The 19,873-nt window shown below is 72.8% G+C and carries 20 protein-coding genes; 8 read left to right on the plus strand and 12 right to left on the minus strand.

The features are described from left to right. Positions 1-218: 218 nt before the first annotated feature. Together ACU436_RS22325 and ACU436_RS22330 are read right to left on the minus strand one after the other, a co-directional pair. A complete protein-coding gene (locus tag ACU436_RS22325; protein WP_459028276.1) occupies positions 219-1,724 on the minus strand; it encodes an acyl-CoA carboxylase subunit beta in 1,506 nt (501 codons plus the stop codon). Then, positions 1,721-2,860 carry an acyl-CoA dehydrogenase family protein gene (locus tag ACU436_RS22330; RefSeq protein WP_459028278.1) on the minus strand — a complete coding sequence of 380 codons (1,140 nt, stop codon included), beginning with the start codon at positions 2,858-2,860 and terminating at the stop codon, positions 1,721-1,723. Before ACU436_RS22330 ends, ACU436_RS22325 begins: the two co-directional genes overlap by 4 nt. Before the next feature lie 123 nt (positions 2,861-2,983). Between ACU436_RS22330 and ACU436_RS22335 the strand changes: the two genes are divergently transcribed. From ACU436_RS22335 to ACU436_RS22345, 3 genes are all read left to right on the plus strand, one after another. Continuing rightward, positions 2,984-3,577, plus strand: a complete 594-nt coding sequence (locus ACU436_RS22335; protein WP_459028280.1) for a TetR/AcrR family transcriptional regulator — start codon at positions 2,984-2,986, stop codon at positions 3,575-3,577. 62 nt (positions 3,578-3,639) lie between these two features. Next, positions 3,640-4,248 carry a DUF4232 domain-containing protein gene (locus ACU436_RS22340; protein ID WP_459028281.1) on the plus strand — a complete coding sequence of 203 codons (609 nt, stop codon included), beginning with the start codon at positions 3,640-3,642 and terminating at the stop codon, positions 4,246-4,248. 31 nt (positions 4,249-4,279) lie between these two features. Continuing rightward, on the plus strand, positions 4,280-5,308 hold the full coding sequence (locus ACU436_RS22345) for a tellurite resistance/C4-dicarboxylate transporter family protein (protein ID WP_459028283.1): 1,029 nt from the start codon (positions 4,280-4,282) through the stop codon (positions 5,306-5,308). On the opposite strand, the gene tsaA is transcribed toward ACU436_RS22345, so the two are convergent. Together tsaA and ACU436_RS22355 are read right to left on the minus strand one after the other, a co-directional pair. Next, a complete protein-coding gene (gene tsaA, locus ACU436_RS22350) occupies positions 5,309-5,713 on the minus strand; it encodes a tRNA (N6-threonylcarbamoyladenosine(37)-N6)-methyltransferase TrmO (protein WP_459028285.1) in 405 nt (134 codons plus the stop codon). A 21-nt stretch (positions 5,714-5,734) separates the two neighbouring features. Continuing rightward, positions 5,735-6,589 carry an SAM-dependent methyltransferase gene (locus ACU436_RS22355; RefSeq protein WP_459028287.1) on the minus strand — a complete coding sequence of 285 codons (855 nt, stop codon included), beginning with the start codon at positions 6,587-6,589 and terminating at the stop codon, positions 5,735-5,737. 120 nt (positions 6,590-6,709) lie between these two features. Between ACU436_RS22355 and ACU436_RS22360 the strand changes: the two genes are divergently transcribed. Continuing rightward, positions 6,710-7,132 (plus strand): isocitrate lyase/phosphoenolpyruvate mutase family protein, encoded by a 423-nt coding sequence (locus tag ACU436_RS22360; RefSeq protein WP_459028289.1) that lies wholly within the window; start codon positions 6,710-6,712, stop codon positions 7,130-7,132. 116 nt (positions 7,133-7,248) lie between these two features. Beyond that, entirely contained in the window at positions 7,249-7,905 is a 657-nt protein-coding gene (locus ACU436_RS22365) for a hypothetical protein (RefSeq protein ID WP_459028291.1), read from the plus strand. A 26-nt stretch (positions 7,906-7,931) separates the two neighbouring features. Here ACU436_RS22365 and trpS read toward each other — a convergent pair whose 3' ends face one another. Then, positions 7,932-8,912: a tryptophan--tRNA ligase gene (trpS, locus tag ACU436_RS22370; RefSeq protein ID WP_459028293.1), complete on the minus strand. Its 981-nt coding sequence runs from the start codon at positions 8,910-8,912 to the stop codon at positions 7,932-7,934. Between the two features lie 253 nt (positions 8,913-9,165). Here trpS and ACU436_RS22375 point away from each other — a divergent pair, with 253 nt between their 5' ends. Next, a complete protein-coding gene (locus ACU436_RS22375; protein ID WP_459028294.1) occupies positions 9,166-10,584 on the plus strand; it encodes a DJ-1/PfpI family protein in 1,419 nt (472 codons plus the stop codon). On the opposite strand, the gene ACU436_RS22380 is transcribed toward ACU436_RS22375, so the two are convergent. The 4 genes from ACU436_RS22380 to ACU436_RS22395 are packed head-to-tail and all read right to left on the minus strand — an operon-like array spanning position 10,476 to position 14,725. Next, positions 10,476-11,381: a polysaccharide deacetylase family protein gene (locus tag ACU436_RS22380; RefSeq protein WP_459028296.1), complete on the minus strand. Its 906-nt coding sequence runs from the start codon at positions 11,379-11,381 to the stop codon at positions 10,476-10,478. The two genes, ACU436_RS22375 and ACU436_RS22380, sit on opposite strands and share 109 nt — an antisense overlap. Further along, positions 11,368-12,075: a fumarylacetoacetate hydrolase family protein gene (locus ACU436_RS22385; RefSeq protein WP_459028298.1), complete on the minus strand. Its 708-nt coding sequence runs from the start codon at positions 12,073-12,075 to the stop codon at positions 11,368-11,370. Before ACU436_RS22385 ends, ACU436_RS22380 begins: the two co-directional genes overlap by 14 nt. After that, on the minus strand, positions 12,072-13,322 hold the full coding sequence (locus tag ACU436_RS22390; protein WP_459028300.1) for an MFS transporter: 1,251 nt from the start codon (positions 13,320-13,322) through the stop codon (positions 12,072-12,074). The genes ACU436_RS22385 and ACU436_RS22390 overlap by 4 nt, the downstream gene beginning before the upstream one ends. 56 nt (positions 13,323-13,378) lie before the next feature. Then, positions 13,379-14,725: an amidohydrolase family protein gene (locus ACU436_RS22395; protein WP_459028302.1), complete on the minus strand. Its 1,347-nt coding sequence runs from the start codon at positions 14,723-14,725 to the stop codon at positions 13,379-13,381. A gap of 97 nt (positions 14,726-14,822) precedes the next feature. On the opposite strand from ACU436_RS22395, the gene ACU436_RS22400 reads away from it, so the two are divergent. Next, positions 14,823-15,479: a GntR family transcriptional regulator gene (locus tag ACU436_RS22400; protein WP_459028304.1), complete on the plus strand. Its 657-nt coding sequence runs from the start codon at positions 14,823-14,825 to the stop codon at positions 15,477-15,479. Positions 15,480-15,503: 24 nt separating this feature from the next. Here ACU436_RS22400 and ACU436_RS22405 read toward each other — a convergent pair whose 3' ends face one another. Both ACU436_RS22405 and ACU436_RS22410 read right to left on the minus strand, forming a co-directional pair. Beyond that, positions 15,504-16,010: an ATP-binding protein gene (locus tag ACU436_RS22405; RefSeq protein ID WP_459028306.1), complete on the minus strand. Its 507-nt coding sequence runs from the start codon at positions 16,008-16,010 to the stop codon at positions 15,504-15,506. A 44-nt stretch (positions 16,011-16,054) separates the two neighbouring features. Further along, on the minus strand, positions 16,055-16,483 hold the full coding sequence (locus tag ACU436_RS22410) for an anti-sigma factor antagonist (RefSeq protein ID WP_459029080.1): 429 nt from the start codon (positions 16,481-16,483) through the stop codon (positions 16,055-16,057). A 148-nt stretch (positions 16,484-16,631) separates the two neighbouring features. Between ACU436_RS22410 and ACU436_RS22415 the strand changes: the two genes are divergently transcribed. Continuing rightward, positions 16,632-17,924 (plus strand): erythromycin esterase family protein, encoded by a 1,293-nt coding sequence (locus ACU436_RS22415; protein ID WP_459028308.1) that lies wholly within the window; start codon positions 16,632-16,634, stop codon positions 17,922-17,924. 10 nt (positions 17,925-17,934) lie between these two features. Here the strand turns inward: ACU436_RS22415 and ACU436_RS22420 are convergent, their stop codons facing one another. Further along, the gene (locus tag ACU436_RS22420) at positions 17,935-19,602 is read right to left on the minus strand and encodes a DHA2 family efflux MFS transporter permease subunit (protein WP_459028310.1); all 1,668 of its coding nucleotides are present in this window, start codon (positions 19,600-19,602) and stop codon (positions 17,935-17,937) included. Positions 19,603-19,873 lie beyond the last annotated feature (271 nt).

A 19,873-nucleotide genomic window follows, 5' to 3' on the forward strand; every position in this document is an offset into this window, starting at 1 on the left:
CGTCCTTTCCTCGGGGAAGGTGCTAGCTCGTGCTTGGAAGGCGGCGGAGCCGCAGGTGCTTGCCAGCACGCAGCCGGCACCGACGCGGGTTCTCAGACGTCGTCTCGCGAGGACAGCCCCGACGCGGTGAACCGGCGTTCATGAGGAGGGGATCCCGGAGCGAGACGGCGTCTGAGGTTCCGCTACCGGCACCGCTACGCAGATCCATTTCACACTCCTCAGACGGGGCTCACGAGGTGGTGGCGGCGCCCGGGCGTGCGCGTCCACCGGTCGGCGTCGACCATGCGGGCGGCCAGCTCGTCCCGGAGCGCGCCGGGCTCGACCACGGCGTCCACGACGAGGTCGCTGCCCATGCGCAGCAGGTTGATGTCGGCCTGCTGCTCGGCGGTGCGGGCCGCGACGAAGGCGGCGCGCTCCTCCTCGTCGGCGATCGCCGCGATCTTGTTGGCGTACACGGCGTTGACGGACGCGTCGGCCGCCATCGGGCCGATCGTGGCCGTCGGGACCGCGATCGTGGCGCGCGGCTCGAACCCGGGCGCGCACATGGCGTAGTAGCCGGCGGCGTAGGCCTTCCGCAACACCACGGAGTACTTCGGGACCTCCGCCGAGGCCATCGCCGCGATCATCTTCGCGCCGTGGCGGATGATCCCCTGGCGTTCGACCTCGACGCCCACCATGAACCCGGGCACGTCCTGCAGGAAGACGAGCGGGATGTTGAATGCGTCGCACAGCGAGATGAACCGCGCGGCCTTGTCGGCCGAGTCGACGAAGATCGCGCCGCTGCGCACGCTCGGCTGGTTGGCCACGATCCCGATGACCCGGCCGTCGAGCCGGGCGAGGCCCACCACCATCTCCTGCGCCCAGCGCGCCTTGATCTCGAAGAACGTGCCGCCGTCGACGACCCCGTCGACGACGTCGCGCACGTCGTAGCCGACGTTGGGGTCGGCGGGCACGAGCCCGTCCCACTCGGGACGCTCCACCGGCACGGGCTCGCGGCGCCGGGGCGGGGAGCGGAAGTCGTCGGGGAGGTAGGACAGCAGGAGGCGGGCGGCGGCCACGGCCTCCCAGTCGGAGTCGAACACCTCGTCCCCGCAACCGGAGACGGTGGCGTGCATCATCGCACCGCCCATCTCCTCCAGGGTGGTGCGCTCCCCCGTCACCTTCTCGGCGACGCGGGGGCTCGCCAGGTACATCGACGCGTTGCCGTTGACCATGCCGACCCAGTCGCAGAACGCCGGCATGTATGCCCCGCCGGCGGCGGACGGCCCGTGCAGGCAGCACAGCTGGGGGACGCGACCGGACAGCCTGATCTGCAGGTTGAAGATCGCCGAGGCGCCGCGGCGCCCCGGGAAGAACCCCATCTGGTCGGTGAGCCGCCCGCCGGCCGAGTCGACCAGGTAGACGACCGGCAGCAGGTCGCGGTCGGCCCGCTCCAGGATGCGGATCTGCTTCTCGCAGGTGAGCGCGCCCCACGAGCCGGCCTTGACCGTGAAGTCGTGGGCGATGACGGCGACCGGCCTGCCCTCGACCCGCCCGACGCCGGTGACCACACCGTCTGCGGGCAGGCCGCTCTCGGCGGCGGCGAGCAGCCCGTCCTCGACGAAGGTCCCCGGGTCGAACAGGATCGCGAGCCGGTCGCGCACCGGCAGCTTGCCCGGCCAGCGCGCCGGATCGCCGCCGAGCAGGGCACGATCCCGGGCCGCGGCGACGTCGGTTGCCGTCATGAGGCCATCCCCTTGCTCAGGATCTCCAGCTGGATCTCGTCGGTGCCGCCGCCGATGCGCAGGATCCGGGCGTCGCGGTAGTGCCGGGCCACCGGCGACTCCTCGACGAACCCGGCCCCGCCGAAGAGCTGCACGGCGTCGTCGACGACGCGGTTCGCGGCGAGCGCCGCCGCGTACTTGGCGCGGGCCACCGACTGCAGCGCGTCGAGGTGCCCGGCGTCGAGGCGGGCGGCGGCCTGGTAGGTGAGGAGCCGCGCGGCCTCCAGCTCCACCTCCATCGCCGCCACCCGGTGCCGCACCGTCTGCAGGTGCGCGAGCGGGGCACCGAACGCCGTGCGGTCGCGGACGTGGGCCTGCACGAGGTCGAGGCACTCCGCGGCGTGACCGAGGCCCATCGCCGCGAGCGCGACCCGCTCGAGCTGGAAGCCTTCCATGATCTGGTGGAAGCCGCGGCCCTCCCGGCCGAGCACGGCGTCGGCGGGCACCTCGACGGCGTCGAGCACGACCTCGCGCGTGTCGGAGGAGTGCCAGCCCATCTTGGCCAGCGGCCGGCCGAACGAGAGGCCGGGCGTGCCCGGCTCGACGAGGAACAGCGTGATCCCGCCGTGGCCGGGGCCGCCCGACCGCGCGGCGACGACCAGGACGTCGGCGAGCCCGGCGTTGGTGATGAACATCTTGCGGCCGTCGAGCACCCAGCCGTCGCCGCTGCGGCGGGCGGTGCTCGTGAGGCCGGCGACGTCGGAGCCGGTGCCCGGTTCGGTGACGGCGATCGCCGCCACGGCGTCGCCCGTGGCGAGCGGGGCGAGCCAGCGCCGCTGCTGCTCGGGTGTGCCGTACCGGACGATGTGCGGGCCCGCCATGTAGGCGCTCACCAGCGCGGTGACGGCGATCCCGCCGCTGGCCCTCGTCAGCTCCTCCGCGAGCAGGGCCACCGCGAGCGCGTCGCCGCCCGCCCCGCCGAACTGCTCGGGCGTCACCAGCCCGAGCAGCCCCGCCGCGCCGAGCTCCTTCCACAACCGCGACGGGAACGTGCCCGTCGCCTCGGCCTCCACGACCAGCGGCCGCACCGTCCGGTCGGTGAACGCCCGGCACGTGCCGCGGAAGTCGGCGTGCTCGTCGTCGAGCTCCCAGCCCACCAGCGCCTCCTGCGAAAAATTCGACCGACCGGGCGGTCGAACTTTGACGGGCGAGCGGGGAGGATGTCAACCCTCGGCCTCGCGTTACGGTGGGGTGGCCGATGACGGGAGCGGGAGGGCGGCATGACCGGAACGACGCTGAGCCGGGCGGACACGCGCCGGCTGCGTCTGCTCTCCACCGCGGCGGAGATCTTCAGCAAACGGGGGTTCCGCGCCACGTCGATGAAGGAGATCGCGGCGGCCGGCGGGATGTCGAAGCCGACGATCTACCACTACTTCACCAGCAAGGAGGAGCTCCTCGTCCGGCTCTACTCCGACGTGCTGGACGAGAGCCTGGACGCCGCCAGGGAGACCGTTGCCGCCGCGCCGACACCGCTCGACGCGATCCGCGACCTGATCGCCTCCCGGGTGGCGTACACCTGCCGCAACCAGGCGCTGCTCAAGGTCTGCTTCGAGGAGGAGCACGAGCTGCCCGCCGACCTCGCCGAGCAGGTGCTCGAGCGCCGGCACGCCTTCGAGGACTTCTTCGGCGACGCGCTCGCCGCCCACCTCGAGGCGCACCCGAAGGTCCGGCTCGGGATGCCCCCGAAGATCTACGTCAACATGTGCCTCGGCGCCGTGAACTGGTGCTACAAGTGGTACCGCCCCACCGGTCCGGCCACCCCGGAGGAGCTCGGCCGCCAGATCGCGGCCTCCCTCACCGCCACGATCGGGTGATCCTCTCCCGTCGTGCCCCCCCGGTGATTGCGGACGGGACCGGCGAGCCGAAATCTGGAACCATGTCGATCAACCGACTCTCGTTGGCCGCCGTCGTGGTCGCCGCGGTGGCCGCGCTCGCGGGATGCCAGGCGTCGGGCGCCGCCGCGCCGCCCACGCAGCCGCCCTCCCCCGCGAGCCCGACCTCCGCGGCCGCCACCAGCCACGCCGCCGCCCCCGCGACGTCACCGGCGTCCCAGCCGGCAACGGCCGGGCGCTGCACGCTCGACCAGGTCACCGCCACGCTGGGCCGCACCACCGGCGAGGCCGGTCAGCGCCACACCATCATCGTGTGGACCAACACCTCCGGCGCCGCCTGTGCGATGGACGGCTTCGGTGGCGTCGACCTCGAGGGGCCCGACGACCCGATGGGCCGCACCTACTCGCTGCCCCGCACGAACGACACCCCCCAGCAGTTCTCCCTGGCGCCCGGGCAGACCGCGCACACCACGATCACCTGGTTGCCGCCGCAGGACGGCCCCGGCTGGACGCCGACCGCGATCGTCGTGACACCGCCGAACGAGACCCGCTCGGCCCGCATCGACTGGCCGGGCGGCGCGGTGCTGCGCCAGGACGGCGCGACCCACCCGGGCACCTACATCGGGCCCGTCGGCCCCGGCTCCGAGGGCTGATCCCGACGCCGGCGGTGCAATCCTCGGCCAGGTGAACGACACGACCGCGCTGCGCAGCCTCGGCCCCGGATGGTTCGCGCTCGTCATGGCGACCGGCATCGTCTCCACGGCCGCCGCCCGGCAGGGCCTGGCAGCTGTCTCGGTGGCCACGCTCCTCATCGCGGTCGTCGCCTACGTCGTGCTGGTGGTCCTCTCGCTGCTGCGCCTGTGGCGCCGGCCGGACCTGGTCCGGGACGAGCTGACCACCCCGAGCCAGTCCTTCACCTTCTTCGCGGTGGTCGCCGGGTCGGCGGTGCTGGGCGAGCGCCTGTACGAGCAGCGCGTCGAGACGGTCGCCCTCGTACTGCTCGCGGTCGCCGCGCTCGGCTGGCTCGTGCTCGGCTACGTCATCCCGACCCTGATCGTCTTCACTTCGGCGAAGTCCGGGCTCGCCGACGCCGACGGCACCTGGCTGCTCTGGGTCGTCGCGACCCAGGGGATCTCGACCGCCACGTCGATGGTGGCGCCGCCCGCCGGGGCCCTGGGCGAGGCGGCGGCCGCGGGCGCGGTGACGACCTGGGCCGTGGGCGTCGTGCTGTACGTCGTGCTGCTGACGCTGCTGCTGGTCCGGCTGCTGACGGTGCCGGTCCGGCCACAACAGATGACGACGCCGTACTGGATCATCATGGGCGCCACCGCGATCAGCGTCCTGGCCGGCAGCCGCGTCCTCGAGCTCGACCGCACGCTCCCGGTCGTCCGCCTCGCCGCGCCCGTCGTGGAGGGCACCAGCCTCCTGCTGTGGTCCTTCGGCACGTGGACGATCCCGCTGCTCGTGCTGCTCGGGGTGTGGCGGCACCTGCTGCGGGGCGACCGGTTGACGTACAGCCCGCTGCTGTGGGCGCTGGTCTTCCCCCTGGGGATGTACTCGGTGGCCACCGCCGAGTTCGGCAGCGTCACCGGGCTGGCGTTCCTGACCGACCTGGCCCGGATCGAGTTCTGGCCCGCGCTCGCCGCCTGGGTCCTCGTCTTCGCATCCATGGTCACGTCGCTCGTGCGGGCGGCTCGGCGTCCTCATACCTGATCAGCGCTCCGGTCCGAGCACCGGCTTGATGTCGATCACCGGCGTTCCGTCGACGGCCTCGAGATCGAGCACGTCGAGGGTGGTGCCGTCGATGCCGGTGATCGTGACGACGTGCAGCCCCACCGGGTTGGGCCGATCCGGCGATCGCGTCGAGAAGACGCCGGTGAGCGGCCTGCCCGGATCGTCCCGCGGGTGCACGGACAGCACCGTGCGATCACCCTCGTGGAGCCAGGTCAGCACGATGACACCGGCGCCCACCGTGAGGTCGGCCATCGCCTCGGCGAACTCCGGGCGGACGTCGATGCGGGCGGGCGGCGCGCCCTCGTCGCCCTGCTTCGGCGCCGCGGCGCGGTCGGTCAGCGCGGACCGGACCCGGCCGATCGGGCGCAGTTCGTAGGCCTGCACCCCGCCCATGGTCCTCACGACTCACCCCAGGGTCGCGACGACCACCCCGGCGTCGAGCCCGTCCGGCTGCGGACGCCCGTAGGCCCGGGCGAGCTCACCGAAATCCCGCACCTCGGTGTGCCAGCCCAGCGCGCCGAGCCACTGCGGCGCGCCGGGTCCCAGCCCGCGCTCGCCCGGTGTCGCGGCGTCGCGCACCCGTTCGACGCCCCGCACCGACCGGACGGTGTCCGCCACGGCCGCCGCCGACATCTGCGGGCAGGTCAGCCTGCTGCCGGGCGCCGACAGCTCCGTCAGGACGGTGACCAGCCGCTGCGCGTCCGCCCGGCCCAGGAAGCCGAGCACCCCGGCCTCCCACGCCGTCGGCACGGTATCCCGGAACCCCAGACCGGGGAGGGCCGCCGACCAGTCCGCGCGCAGGTCCGCGCGGACGATGCTGCGTCCGCACCCGGCCACCGCCCCGAGCTCCCGGAGCACCGGTTCCTTGAACGCGAACATCGCCGGGAGGTCGACCTCGAACAGGTGGACCGGGTGTGACCAGTCGAGCCGGAAGGCGTGCGTGTCCAGCCCCGCGCCGAGATCGACGACCTGACGGCACCCGGTCACCACGGCCTCCCGCAGCAGGTCGTCGGTGATCCGCACGCCGATGGTGCGGGCCTCGTAGAACGCGTCCGCCAGCTGCCGGACGGCCGTCCAGGTGTCGGCGTGCCCCGGCGAGGCGGGGTCGAGGAACTCCCGCTCGGCGGCGTCGGCGAAGGCCTGCGCGTACGGGTCGTCGTAGAGGCGATCGCCGCGGGCGGTCTCCCGGGCCCGGATCAGCGCGACGCCGATCGCCGTCGTGCCCACGCCGGCCAACGACTCCGGAACGCTCGGCGCCATCCACCCTCCCCGTTGATCGACCGGCCGCCACGGTATCCGGCGGGACCGATTGCCGTCTGTCGACCGTCTGCTGACGGCAGAAGCGCTTCGCGCCGGCATCGTGGGCTCCATACCCGGCCTGTGGGGGTGCCGGCCCGGGCCACCTACGGGCCGGAGGAGGCCGTCCGCCGCGCGCGGCTCTACGTCGACGCCGGCGCTGAGATGATCTTCGTGGAGGCGCCGCACTCCGAGGACGAGCTCCAGCTGATCGGCAAGGAGCTGCAGCCGCTCGGGGTGCCGCTGATGGTCAACCTCGTCGAGGGCGGGAAGACCCCGCTCGTGCCGGTGGACGAGCTGGCCCGGCTGGGCTACACGCTGGTCACCTTCTCCGGATCGCTGCAGAAGACCGCCATCAAGGCGATGCAGGACCTGCTCACGTCGTTGCACGCCACTGGCAGGGTCACGGAGTTCTACCCGGGCCGGATGGTCAGCCTCGAGGAGCGCAGCGAGATCCTCGGGCTTCCCGACTACTTCGCCCTGGAACAGCGCTACGCGGCCTCCTGAACGGGGCGCGCGTACCGCAGCGGCGGTAGTGCGGTTGTCGCCCTGAGCAGGACGCGGGTCCCGCCCTCCCCGCACGACGATGGCGTCACCAACCGCCACCGTCCCAGGGAGCGACGATGACCGTCCCGACGTCCACCACCCCGCGCGCGGCCGGCCCGATCGCGGCCGCCGCCGGGTTCCTGCTCGCCTTCCTCGCGGTCGGGTTCGCCACCGACCCGCTCGCCGACCGGCCGCTGCCGATGCCCTGGGCCCCGGCGTCGGAGGTGGCCGCGTACTACACGGCCAACCCGGCCGCCGCGACGCTCAACGCCCTCCTGCAGGTCGTGTCCGTGGCCTGCCTCGCGGTGGTCGTCCGCTACCTGACCCCGCGGCTGCGCGCGGCCGGCGCGGCCCGGCTACCGGTGGCCGGCTACCTCTCGGTGGCCGCGATCGTCCTCTCGTCGCTGCTGTCCAGCACGCTGGTGCTGGTGGCCCCGTCGGCGTCGGCCGACACGGTGAACGTCCTGCGGCAGGCCAACTTCTACTCCGGCGGCGTCGTCGCCGTCGTGACGCTCGGGGTGTTCGTGTTCGGCGCCGCACTGGTACTGGGCCGCGCCGGCGCCATCGGGCGCGTCGCCCGCGGGTTCGGCCTCGTCGCCGGGGCCCTGGCCACGCTCTCGGTGCTCTCGATCGCGATCTTCTACGCCACCCCGCTGCTGCCGGTCGGGCGGGTGCTCTGCATGGTGTGGACGATCGTCGCCGTGGTCCAGCTGGTCCGCCGCGCCAGGGTCTGACGGGGCGCCGGATGAGCCCGGTCGGCTCATCCGGCCAGCAGGCCGATCGCTTCCCTCGCCTCCCGCACCTTCTCCCCCGCGAGCTTGCGGGCCCGCCCCGCCCCGTTGCGCAGCACCGAGCGGACGTGCGCCGGGTCGCGGGCGAGCTCCAGGTAGCGCTCCCGCACCGGTGCGATCGTCGCCACGACCGCGTCCGCCACGGCCTGCTTCAGCTCGCCGTTGCCGTCGAACCCGGGCGCGAGCCGTGCCGGGTCACCGCCGGTGCAGGCGGCGAGGATCGCCAGCAGGTTCGAGACGCCCGGGCGCCGCTCGGGCTCGTAGGTCACGTCCCGCTCCGCGTCCGTGACCGCGCGGAGCACCTTCCGCCGCAGGACGTCCGGCTCGTCGAGCAGGCGGAGCGCCCCCGCCGTGGCCGACGTCGACTTGCTCATCTTCGTGTCCGGCGCCGCCAGGTCCATGATCCGCGCCGCGACCGGCGGGTTGACGGCCCGCGGCAGGGTGAACGTCGGGCCGTAGCGGGCGTTGAAGCGGGTCGCGACGTCCCGCGCCAGCTCGACGTGCTGCCGCTGGTCCTCGCCGACCGGCACCTCCTCGGTGTCGTAGAGCAGGATGTCGGCGGCCATGAGGACGGGATAGGTGAGCAGGGACATCCGGACCTGTTCCTGCCGTCTCGACTTCTCCTTGAACTGGATCATCCGGTGCGCCTCCCCGTACCCGGTGGCGCATTCCAGCAGGTAGTGCAGCTCGAGCACTTCGGGAACGTGGGACTGGACGAAGAACATGCAGCCGTCCGGGTCGGCCCCCGCCGCCAGCAGGACGGTGGCGAACTCCAGCGTGCGGCGCCGGACCTCGTCCGGGTCGTGGTCGAGGGTGAGGGCGTGCAGGTCGGACACGAACACCACGGTGTCCGTGTCGTGCTGGCCGGCGACGATCGGCCGGATCGCACCGATGTGGTTGCCGAGGTGAAGCTCCCCGGAGGGGGTGAACCCGGTGAGGCGCCGGGGCATGGTGGGCTCCTGACGGTCGTGGGACACCCTGCCGGACCGCCGTGCGCCGAAGACGCGAAACGGCCGCCCGAGCTGGGCGGCCGCGGTGAGTGGGTACGCGGATGAACGGTGCCGCCCGTTATGGGCGCCACCACGCAGGACTGCAGGTCATCCGCACCAGCGCAGGCTACCTCCGCCGGTCATGCCACGTCATGACCCCACGGCATGACCTCCGGCACCTGGCAGCGCCCCCGGCTGCGACGACCCTCGTCCCATGCGCACCGTCCTGTCCCGCACCGCCGGCCTCCTCGCCGCGCTGATCGCCGTGCTGCTGCTGCCGGGGGCGAGCGCGGCGATCTTCGCCCCCGCGACCTTCGCCGCCCACTACGCCCCCGGCCCGGACCGGCCCGTGCCCGCCGCCGCTCCGGCCGCCCACGACCCCGCCAGGCCGACCGCGGTGGTGGTCGTGGGCGAGCAGGGGGCGATCGTCTCCGACGTCCTCGCCCCGTACGAGATCCTCGCCGCGACCGGCCGGTTCAACATCTACACGGTCGCGGCGCACCACCGGCCCGTGCCGCTGACCGGCGGCCTCGACCTCGTCCCCGACCTCACCTTCGACGAGCTGACCGGCCGGCTCGGTGCCGCGGCCCCGGACCTGGTGGTCGTGCCGGCGCTGCCGGACGTGGGCGAGCCCAGCACGGCGCCGGTGACGGGCTGGCTGCGCACCCAGGCGGACCGCGGCGCCATGCTGCTGTCGGTGTGCAACGGCGCGGGCGTGCTCGCCTCCGCCGGGCTGCTCGACGGCCGGCCCGCAACCGCGCACTGGCTTCGGCTCGCCACGTTCGAGTCGCGCTACCCCCAGGTCGACTGGGTGCACGGGCAGCGCTTCGTCGACGACGGTGACGTCGTCTCCACCGCCGGCATCCTGTCCGGCATCGACGGCACCTTGCACGTGGTCGAGCGGCTGGCCGGCCCCTCGGTGGCCGCCGGCGCCGCCGCGGCGATCGGGTGGCAGCACTACCTCGCCGACCCGCCCGTCTTCACGGGCGTCGCCGCTCCGGACCCCGTCGCGATCCTGAACGCCGGCTACCGCTGGAACCCCCCGACGATCGGGGTGGCGCTCACCGACGGCGTCGGCGAGATCGAGCTCGCCTCGGTGTTCGACGTGCACGGCGGCCAGTCGCTCGCCGCCCGCACCCTGGCCGTGTCGGCCGACGGCGGCCCGGTCCACTCCCGGCACGGTCTGACGTTCCTGCCCCGCGCCGACCTGGCGGGCGCCGCGCCGCAGCTGGACCGGCTGCTCGTACCGGGTGCGGGCACCGTGACCCAGGTGACCGGCGGCCCGGCCCCCGAGCACCTGCACGCGGCGGGCGGCTTCGCCTACGACGCCACGGTGCGCGACCTCGCCCGGACGGTGGACGTCGCGACGGCGCGGTGGACCGCCAAGGTGCTGGAGCTGCCGACCGACGGCCTCGAGCTCGACGGGCCGGCCTGGCCGTGGGGTCCGACCGCCACGCTCATCGCGCTGTTCCTGCCGGGTGTGGCGGTGGTGGGCGTCGGCGTCCGGCGGCTCCGGCGCCGGGGTCAGCCCTCGACCCGGACGCCGGGCTCCGCGGACGACCGAGCCGCCCGGTACCAGTCGAGGATCTGCTCACCCGTACAGAACAGGGCCTCGTCGTGCCCCCGGATGTGATCGAGGGCGCGGTCGAGGTACTTGAGGCGGTGCGGCGCTCCCATGATGTACGGGTGCACGACCAGCGCCATCACGCGCGCGGAGTCGTCCGCCCGCGCGTCGGCGAGGATCTGGTCGAACTGGTCGGCCGCCCGACGCCGGTACTCGTCGGCGGTGTGGTGCTGGATCAGCATCATCGCGACGTCGTTGCACTCCTGCGTGTACGGCACGTTGACGATCCCGGCTCCGCGGGTGCGCAGCTCGGTGGGCTGGTCGTCGAGCACCCAGTCGCACACGTACTCGTAGCCCTCCTCGACGAGGAGGTCGGGCGTCTCCCAGGTCTCGGTCAGGCCGGGACCGAGCCATCCCCGTGGCGGGCGCCCGGTGGCCTCGGCGATCACGTCCCGGGTCCGCCGGATGTCCAGCCGCTCCTCGGGCACCTTCTGCATGTTCTTCTGGGTGTAGCCGTGCCCGATGAACTCCCAGCGCCGGGCGACCGCCGCCTCCGTGATCTGCGGGTAGGCGGCGATCGCGGAGCCGTTGATCGCGATGGCGGCCGGGATCGCGTGCCGGTCGACCACGCGGAGCATGCGCCAGAACCCGACCCGGTTGCCGTACTCGTGCCACGCCCAGTTCGGCACGTCCGGCGACGGCACGCCGCCCGCGGGTGGCGTGAGGACCGTGCGCGGCATCGGTTCGGTGGCCGACCACTCCTCCACGTTGACGATGAGCCAGACGGCGACCCGCGCGCCTCCCGGCAGGTGCAGTGCCGCGCGGCCCTCGATCGGCTCGTAGTCGATGCGCTCAGTGGGTTCCATGGCTCCCGCTCTCGGTGATCGTGACGGACAGGGGTTCGAGGCCGCCGACGTCGACCCGGATCTCGTCGCCGGGGCCGACCGCGCCCACCCCGGCCGGGGTCCCGGTGAAGACCAGGTCTCCCGGCATCAGCCGGTAGTCGCCCGAAAGGTGCGCGATGATCTCCGCGACGTTCCAGATCATCAGCGCGACGCGGGTGCGTTGCCGGACCCCGCCGTTGACCGTGAGCCGCAGATCCGCCCCGGCGACGTCGCCCGCCCGGTCCCGGGTGGTGATGGGTCCGCAGGGTGCGGAGGCGTCGAACGCCTTGCCCGCCTCCCAGGAGACCTTCCGCTCGCGGCACTCGCGCTGCCGGTCGCGCCGGGTCAGGTCGATGCCCGCGGCGTAGCCGAGGACCAGGTCGAACGCCCGCGCGACCGGGACGTCGACTCCCCCGGCCCCGATCGCGACGACGAGCTCCCCCTCGAACTGGAAGTCGCGGGTGCGGGGCGGGTACGGGATGCGCGCCCCGTCGCCGACGACGGCGTCCGCCGGCTTCTGGAAGAAGAAGGGGTCCTCGCGCTCGTCGCCCTCCTTCATCTCCCGGACGTGGTCGACGTAGTTGCGGCCCACGCAGTAGACCCGCCGCACCGGGAACCGTTCGCCGGTTCCGGCGATCGGCACGGACGGGGTCGGTGGGGTGAACAGGAAGGTCATGCGGTCTCCGACTCTCCACGGGTGGCGGTGCTGAACTGGGACGGGCGGAGGAACACGGCGAGCAGCGCGCCGACCACGGAGAAGCCCGCGATCTGCACCAGTCCGGCGCCGACCCAGCCGGTGGCGGCCACGATCCGGCTGAACAGGAACCCGGCGACCCCGGCGGCGACGTACACGCAGGTGATGAAGAGACCGGAGGCGTGCCCCGCGATGTCGATCTGCACCGACTTCACGAGCAGGCCGGCCAGCGCGACGTACATCCCGCTGCTGGCGAACAGGCCGAACAGGAACGAGAACACCGCGTGCCATCCCGGCGACGGCGGGCCGAGGAACAGTGCAGCCGCGGCCGCCGCCGTCAGGAGGTTGAACGCCCCGACGCAGATGCGGGGGTCGAGCCGGTCGGTGAGCAGCCCACCGAGCGGGGAGGCGAACGCGGCCAGCCCGGACAGGCCGACCGCGAGGCCCGCCTGCCCGGGGGTGAACCCGAGCTGCTCGCGCAGGTACGTCGCGTACAGGCCGATGTAGGCGAAGTCGACCAGCCCGAACAGCACGGTGATCACGGCGAGGAGCAGCGGGTTCCAGCTCAGCACCGATCCGGCACCGCCGCGGTGGTGGGCGCGCGCGGGCCCGGCGGCCGCCTCGGTGAACCGGCGGGACACGAGGAGGACGACGGCGACGGTCACGACCAGGCCCAGCACGCCGAACGCGATCATGGGTGAGCGCCAGGTGCCGTGGTTCACCAGCAGGGCGGCGCCCACGAGGGGACCGACCACCGAGCCAGCGGCGAACGCCATGTTCACGGCACCGATCGCGAGGCCGCGGTGGCGCGGGAACGCCCCGGCCGCGACGGTGATGATCGCGGCCAGCTGGAGGGCCTCGCCCACGCCCGACAGCACCCGCCAGACGAGCATGTCGGCGAAGCCGGCACTCGCGACCGTCATGATCGTCGCAATGGAGAAGATCCCGGTGCCGATGACGATCGGGGTCTTGCGGCCGAACCGGGCCAGCGCGATCCCGGCCGGGATGCCGGTGATCCCCATGCCGAGCGCGAACATCGTGGACTGCAGCCCGGACTGGTCGAGGCTGAACCCGTACTCGGCCCGGACGTCCGTGAGCAGGACCGGGAAGACCATCCGGTCCATCGCGTTCACGGAGTAGGCCAGTAGGAGCAGCGCGAACATCGCGATCGCGGGTCCGGTCGCGACGTGTCCCGTCTGCCTGCCCGCCGGCGCGGCGCTGGTGGCCATCTGGGTACCGCCCATCTCGTCGTCGAAGTGGGATAAGTGGGATGAGTGGGAGCGCGTCAGGGCCAGTCACCCGCCGCGCGGGCCCGCTGGACCACGGCGTCGCGACGGGCGGTGGCGGTGGCGACCGCCGCCCGCGCCGACGGCTGGGTGAGCCGGCGGCCGTCGAGGAGGACGCGGCCGTCGGCCACGACGGTGACGATGTCGGTGGCCCGGCCCTGGCGGACGAGCGCCTCGACGACGTCGCCGGCCGGGAGCAGGTTGACCGCGGAGGCGTCGAGCAGCACCAGATCGGCCCGCTTGCCGGGGGTGATCGACCCGGTGACATCCCCGAGGCCGAGGTCGTGCGCTCCGTCGAGCGTCGCCATCCGCAGCAGGCGCCGCGGGGTCACGGCGGTCGAGCCGACGCGCGCGGCCTCGACGGCCTCGACGGCGCGCAGGGTGGTGAGCACGTCGGGTGCCGTCGGCATCGCGAGGGTGTCCGTCGACAGCGAGACCGGGACACCCGCCTCGAACAGCTCGGTGACGAGCGGGAACCCCATGGTGCGCAGCTCGGTGACCGGGCTCAGGGACACGCGGGTCCCGGTGGCGGCCAGCGCGGCGATGTCGTCGGTCGAGGCGTGCACGGCGTGCACGATCTGCACGTCGGGGCCGAGCAACCCGTCGTCGCCGAGCTGGATGAGGCCGCAGGAGCGGCAGCCGTCCTCGCGCATGCACCGGTCGCAGTGCATGGTGATCGGCAGGCCCAGCTCGCGCGCCGTCGCCCACTCGCGCCGGCAGATCTCCGCGGGGGTCCGGTACGGACCGCGCAGGGCGACGCCGAAGTCCAGCAGCCCGTCGAGCCGCTCGGCAGGCCAGCGCTCGGCAAGCCGGCGGAGGTCGTCGAGGTCCATCGGCTCGTCGGGCGGGGTGGAGTCGCGGGGACCGTAGGAGAACCTCCCGCGGATCCCCGCGTCGAGCTGGGCGCGGATGTTCGCGTCGACGTCCGCGGGGGATCGGACGTTGTGGTCCCAGTTGTGCACCGTGGTGATCCCGGCGGTCACGGCCTCGGCAAGCGCGAAGCGCGCCGCCCAGTAGAACTCGTCGACGCCGTGGTGCGGGCCGAGGCCGCGCTTGACGCTGAAGTAGTCGCGCCCCGGCGCGTCGCTGACGGTGCCGCGGAGCAGGCTGTTCCAGAGGTGCCAGTGGGTGTCGACGAACCCGGGCACCGCCACGAGACCGCTCCCGTCGATCACCCGGGATCCGGGCGGGGCGGCCACCGGCTCGGTGTCCACCGCTGTGATCAGCCCGGCCTCCACCGTGATCGTCGCAGCGTGCAGGTCACCCAGCCGCGGGTCCATCGTCACCACGGTTGCGTCGGTCAGGACCAGGTCTTTCGACTCGGGCAGATCGCGGTCGGGGAACATGCCTACCTACCCACCTCCATTTTGCATGCAAAGTATGCGCTGCATGCATGAGCGTCAACAGGCTCGGCGAACTTTGCATGCAACGTATGCTGTGCCCGTGAGGCATTCGGGGATCGCGAGCAACGCCCAAGCGGTGTACACCGCGCTGCGCCGGCGCTTCGCGGACGGCGACCTGGCCCCGGCCGAGCGCCTCACCGAAGCCGCGCTTGCCGAGGAGCTCGGCGTCAGCCGCACCCCCGTCCGGGAAGCGCTCGGGCGGCTACAGGCCGACGGCCTGGTCGTGCCGGCGGCACGCGGCGTCGCGGTGGCGACGCTCGACCGCACGGAGATCGAGCAGATCTACCAGCTGCGGGCGTCGCTGGAAGGGCTGGCGGCCGCACAGGCAGCACACCGGCAGGCCGAGGGCCTGGTCGCACCGGCGGAGGTCCGCCGCATCCAGGACGCCGCGGACGAGGTCGAGAAGGCGATCGCCGAGGGCGACCCGAAGCGCTCGGCCCGCGCGAACCTGGCGTTCCACCGCGCGATCGGACACGTCCCCGGCAACCCGTTCCTCGAGGACGCCCTGCACCGGGTGTGGGACCGGATCGCGGTCTCGACGGTCTCCAACCTCTCGGACGGCACATGGGCGAGGACCGTGATCCTCCAGCACCGGGACATCTGCCGGGCCATCGTGGACGGCGACGAGGAGGCCGCCCGGCGGGCCGCAGAAGAACACATCAGGTCGGCGATGGAGATCTACCGCGCCGCCCACTGACGACGCCACCGCCGACCCACCGGATCAGTGCCCCCCGGGCGAAACCGGTGCGGCCCGGGTGACGAGCGTGAGCGTGGTGCCGGCGGCGTCGCCGTCGATGCTGAGCTCGTCCGCGCACGCGCGGATGATGCTGAGCCCGTGGCCCCGGAAACGGGCCGGCGCCACCGGCTCACGCCAGCACCCGTGGTCGCGCACGGTGAGCGCGATCCTGCGCGTACCGGTCGCCTCGACCAGCACCCGAGCCCGTACCTCCACCGTTCCCGCTCCGAGGTCCTCCCGGGCCGGGCCGGGGTGGATCCCGTAGCCGTGCTCGATGCTGTTGCTGAGCGCGAGCACGAGGTCCTCGCGCTCGGAGCTCGGCCAGTGCAGGTCGTGCAGCCACCGGCCGAACCGGTCGCGCGCGATCGACGGCGCCACCAGCGCGGGAACCAGCTCGAAGTGGATGCTCTCGGCGACACGTCGTCCCGCAGCTCCACCCGTGAGCGGCTGAGGAATGCCACCAGGCAGCTCGTCCTGCTCGGATGGCGGCATCGTCGTCCTCCATACGGGTGCGGAGAGCACTTGACTACTACCCGCTAATCGAGCGGGATACCCCTGACGGCCTCGTCGACGTCGTGGTACAGGGCGAGGATCGCGTCGTACCCGGTGAGCTCGATCGGCCGCAGGACCGGCCGGTTGCGGTCGACCACCACGCGCAGTGGCTGGAACCCGGGCTTCGCGGACGCCTGCTCGGCGCTCTCCGCCAGCGCGCGGAGACCTGGTGAACCGAGGAAATGCACGTCGCGCAGGTCGACGACCACCGGCCGGTCGTCGAGGCTCTCCAACGCGACCGCGAGCGCGGACCGCAACCTGGGTGCGGTCAGAACGTCGACAGCACCGCTGACGGCCACGACGATCACGTCCGGCCGGTCGACCCGCCGGACGTCGATCAGCTGCTCCCGTGGCGGGTACCCGGACGCCTCCTCGCCGCCGTCCGGTTGAAGCTCGTCACCAGCAGGCTTCATCACGCCGCAACCCTATTCCCGCAGGTCACCGCGGGGCCACCGCAGCGGGAGTACCGCAGGTGTCTCCCCTGGGCCGACGACGCGAGCGGCGCCGGGGGCGGAGCATCCGAATCTCCGACGCGAGCACCGGCAGATGGGGAGAGATCCGATGTTGCGAGGCCCCCGACCGATCATCCAGGCACTCGCCGCGGTCGTGGTGACCGGGAGCCTGGTCAGCGGGTGCGGGCACGACCCCGCACCGACCGTACCGACGTGGATCGCGGCCACCGCCGTCCCGTTGACGACCACCGATCCGGCCGGATCCCTCGACGACCTCACGCCGCTGCGGGACGCGGTCGGCGATGCCGAGGTCGTCGGCCTCGGAGAGTCGGTGCACGGCGCGGCAGAGGAACTCATCCTCAAGCACCGCAGCCTGCGGGTGCTCGTCGAGCAGCTGGGCTTCCGGTCCGTCGCCTGGGAGGAGGACTGGACCACCGGGCGCCGGATCGACGAGTACATCACCGGCGGGGCCGGCGACCCGGCAGGGCTCGTAGCCCGGATGAGCCCGCAGTGGCAGTCCCGCCAGGTGGCCGACGTGTTGCGCTGGCTGCGCGGGTTCAACACCGGCCGGCCGGACAAGGTGCGGTTCGTCGGCGTCGAGTACTACCTGACCGGGACCGACGCCTACGACGACGTCGACGCCTACGTCGCCCGGGCCGCCCCGGAGCGCTCGGCCGAGCTGCGCGAGCACGTGGCGGCCGTGCGGCCGGCGACCGGCGATGTGTTCGCCCACATCCAGGCCTACACGGGCGCGCCGGACAAGCAGCCCTACCTGCGCCACGCCCGGGCGGCACTCGATCTGGTCGGCTCGGTCCCCCACCCGGCGGGAGACCGCGACCACGCCATGGCCGTGCACACCGCCCGCCAGATCGTGTCGTTCTACGAGCACTTCGCCCTACCGGAGCCCGAGACCCACGCCTACCGCGACGCGCACGCCGCCGAGAACCTGCGGTGGTGGCAGGAGCTGACCGGCGACCGGACCGCCTACTGGGCGGCCGCCCCGCACACCGCGAACGCCCCGCAGATGCGCATCATCGGGCCGGACGGCAGCGCGCTGCGGTTCCCCAGCGCCGGATCGCACCTCCGCGAGCGCTACGGGCCGCGCTACCTGTCCGTCGGCTTCACGTTCGACCACGGCAGCGTGAGCGACGGCGCACAGCCGATCGCCCTGCCCGCGCCCGCGGAGGGCTGGTTCGAGCGGCCCTTCGCGCAGGCCGGGACGCCGGCGTTCGTCCTGGACCTGCGGGCGACCGCACCGCCACCGATCCACGACTGGCTCGACGCCCCCGTGACGACGCGCGGCCCCATGGGCCCCGGTTCGTACACCGACGGCGGGACGGCATCCCAGTGGTTCGACGTGATCGTGCACGACCAGCAGGTGACACCGGCTACGCAACGCTGAACCCCGGGCGCTACCGCGGCGGCCGTCCGCGTTCCCGGCCGTCCGCCCCGATGCCCGCCGGCTGCGCCGTCCGCGCCGGACCCGTCTCACCGTCCGGTGCCGGGCGGGGAGACGGGATCGACGCCTCCGCTGGTGCGGGCTCGGCGGGTGGCTCGGCGGGTGGGGCGGGCGCGGTCTGCACGGTGGGGCGCAGGAACAGTGCTCCGAGCACCCCGAGAACCGAGATCACGGCGGTGACCAGGAAGATCTGGTCCAGCACGGCGACGTAGACCTGCGTGCTCGTCTGCTGGTACCAGGCGTAGAGCCCGACGAGCGACGGGGTGCCCGGCGGGCCCAGCATCGGTGCGGCGGCGTCGGAGGGGATGAGCGCGGCCCGGTCGCCCATCATCTGCGCCTGGTTGCCGGTGAGCATCGCGGTCAGCACGGCGACGCCGAGGGCCGCCGAGGTGCGCTGCACCACGTTGTTGAACGCGCCGGCCCGGCTGACCAGGTGCGGCGGCACCGCCGCGAGCCCCCCGGTCATGATCGGCATCATCGCGAGGCCCATCCCGAAGCCCCGGAGCACGAGGAGCCACATGATGTGCTCCCTCGGCGTCTCCACCCGGAGGTCGGTCATCAGGTAGGTGCCCATCGCCACCAGGATCAACCCGACGACGGCCGGCAGCCTCGGCCCGAGCCGGTCGTAGAGCCGCCCGGCGATCGGCATCGTGACCGCGGTGGCGAGCGCCTGCGGAAGCATCACCAACCCGGTCTCGAACGCACCGAGGCCCTGGGCCTGCTGCAGCATCAGCGAGACGTAGAACAACCCCGAGAACAACGCGACCGACATCAAGCTGATCAAGAGCAGTGAGTTCGTGAACTGCCAATGCCGGAATATCCGAACGTCCAGCAGCGGCTCGTCGACCTCCAGCTCGATCACCACGAACAGCGCGAGGCTCAGCGCGCTGTAGATGAAGAGGATCACGACCCGGTAGCTCGTCCACCCCCAGGACTCGCCTTCGGACAGCGCGAGCAGCAGGGCGAACAAGCCACTGGACACCGCGAGGAAGCCCCAGAGGTCGAAACGGCCCGCCCGGGTCGGCGCGAAATGGGGCAGCGCCAGGAAGGCCGCAACCGCACCGAGGATTCCGATGGGCACGTTGATGAAGAAGATCAGCCGCCAGTCGACGTACTCGACCAGGTAACCGCCCAGGGTCGGACCGACGGCCGGCGCGAACACGATGCCCAGCCCGTACATGCCCATCGCGGTGCCGATCTTCTCCCTCGGCACGATGCGGTACACCATCGCCAGCGTGATCACCGGGATGATCCCGCCCGGGATCGCCTGCACGATCCGGAACGCCACCAGGCTGTTCAGGTCCCAGGAGAGACCGCACAGCGCGGAACCGAGCGCGAACCCCAGCACCGAGAGGATGTAGACCCGGCCGTAGCCGAACCGGTCACCCAGCCAGCCGCTGAGCGGCACCACGACGCCGAGCGCGAGGGTGTAGGCGTTGGCCACCCATTGCACGTCCTCGACGGTGGTGCCGAAGTCGTTCTGGATGGTCGGAATGGCGACGTTGACGATCGTCACGTCCAAGATCGACATGAACATGCCGGCAACGAGCACCGCCAGTGGCACTCCCCAGCGCGCCTGACGGTCAGCCGCAGTGCTAAGGCCCGGCCGGACCTCCGTCATGAACGCGAGTCTAAAGCCGCTTTCGCCGTCCGCGCGAGATCACTGGGCGCAGAAAGACCGGCGATAACGTCGATCCGTCCCGAATCTCCTTTTCGGGATGCCGGACCGGGCGGCGAGCAGGGCTCCCGGTATCGGTCGCGATGAGTACGGCTCGGGCAAGGTGCTGGTGCACGCGCCACTGTCCTGTGGTCCCGAACCCAGCACCGACCCCCACCCTGAGCTACGTGCCGTCCCCGGGGCCGGCCGAGCGGGTTGGGTTCGGATAGCGCTT

The sequence above is a fragment of the Pseudonocardia wallangbongensis genome (assembly GCF_054486945.1).

Excerpts from the sequence above, each read along its gene's own strand:
- trpS (WP_459028293.1), bottom strand. The coding sequence starts at position 8,912 with ATGCCCCGGCGCCTCACCGGGTTCACCCCCTCCGGGGAGCTTCACCTC.
- ACU436_RS22395 (WP_459028302.1), bottom strand. The coding sequence starts at position 14,725 with ATGTTCCCCGACCGCGATCTGCCCGAGTCGAAAGACCTGGTCCTGACC.
- ACU436_RS22340 (WP_459028281.1), top strand. The coding sequence starts at position 3,640 with ATGTCGATCAACCGACTCTCGTTGGCCGCCGTCGTGGTCGCCGCGGTG.
- ACU436_RS22335 (WP_459028280.1), top strand. The coding sequence starts at position 2,984 with ATGACCGGAACGACGCTGAGCCGGGCGGACACGCGCCGGCTGCGTCTG.
- ACU436_RS22420 (WP_459028310.1), bottom strand. The coding sequence starts at position 19,602 with ATGACGGAGGTCCGGCCGGGCCTTAGCACTGCGGCTGACCGTCAGGCG.
- ACU436_RS22365 (WP_459028291.1), top strand. The coding sequence starts at position 7,249 with ATGACCGTCCCGACGTCCACCACCCCGCGCGCGGCCGGCCCGATCGCG.
- ACU436_RS22325 (WP_459028276.1), bottom strand. The coding sequence starts at position 1,724 with ATGACGGCAACCGACGTCGCCGCGGCCCGGGATCGTGCCCTGCTCGGC.
- ACU436_RS22375 (WP_459028294.1), top strand. The coding sequence starts at position 9,166 with ATGCGCACCGTCCTGTCCCGCACCGCCGGCCTCCTCGCCGCGCTGATC.
- ACU436_RS22415 (WP_459028308.1), top strand. The coding sequence starts at position 16,632 with ATGTTGCGAGGCCCCCGACCGATCATCCAGGCACTCGCCGCGGTCGTG.
- ACU436_RS22385 (WP_459028298.1), bottom strand. The coding sequence starts at position 12,075 with ATGACCTTCCTGTTCACCCCACCGACCCCGTCCGTGCCGATCGCCGGA.
- ACU436_RS22405 (WP_459028306.1), bottom strand. The coding sequence starts at position 16,010 with ATGCCGCCATCCGAGCAGGACGAGCTGCCTGGTGGCATTCCTCAGCCG.
- ACU436_RS22410 (WP_459029080.1), bottom strand. The coding sequence starts at position 16,483 with ATGAAGCCTGCTGGTGACGAGCTTCAACCGGACGGCGGCGAGGAGGCG.
- ACU436_RS22390 (WP_459028300.1), bottom strand. The coding sequence starts at position 13,322 with ATGGCCACCAGCGCCGCGCCGGCGGGCAGGCAGACGGGACACGTCGCG.
- ACU436_RS22380 (WP_459028296.1), bottom strand. The coding sequence starts at position 11,381 with ATGGAACCCACTGAGCGCATCGACTACGAGCCGATCGAGGGCCGCGCG.
- ACU436_RS22355 (WP_459028287.1), bottom strand. The coding sequence starts at position 6,589 with ATGGCGCCGAGCGTTCCGGAGTCGTTGGCCGGCGTGGGCACGACGGCG.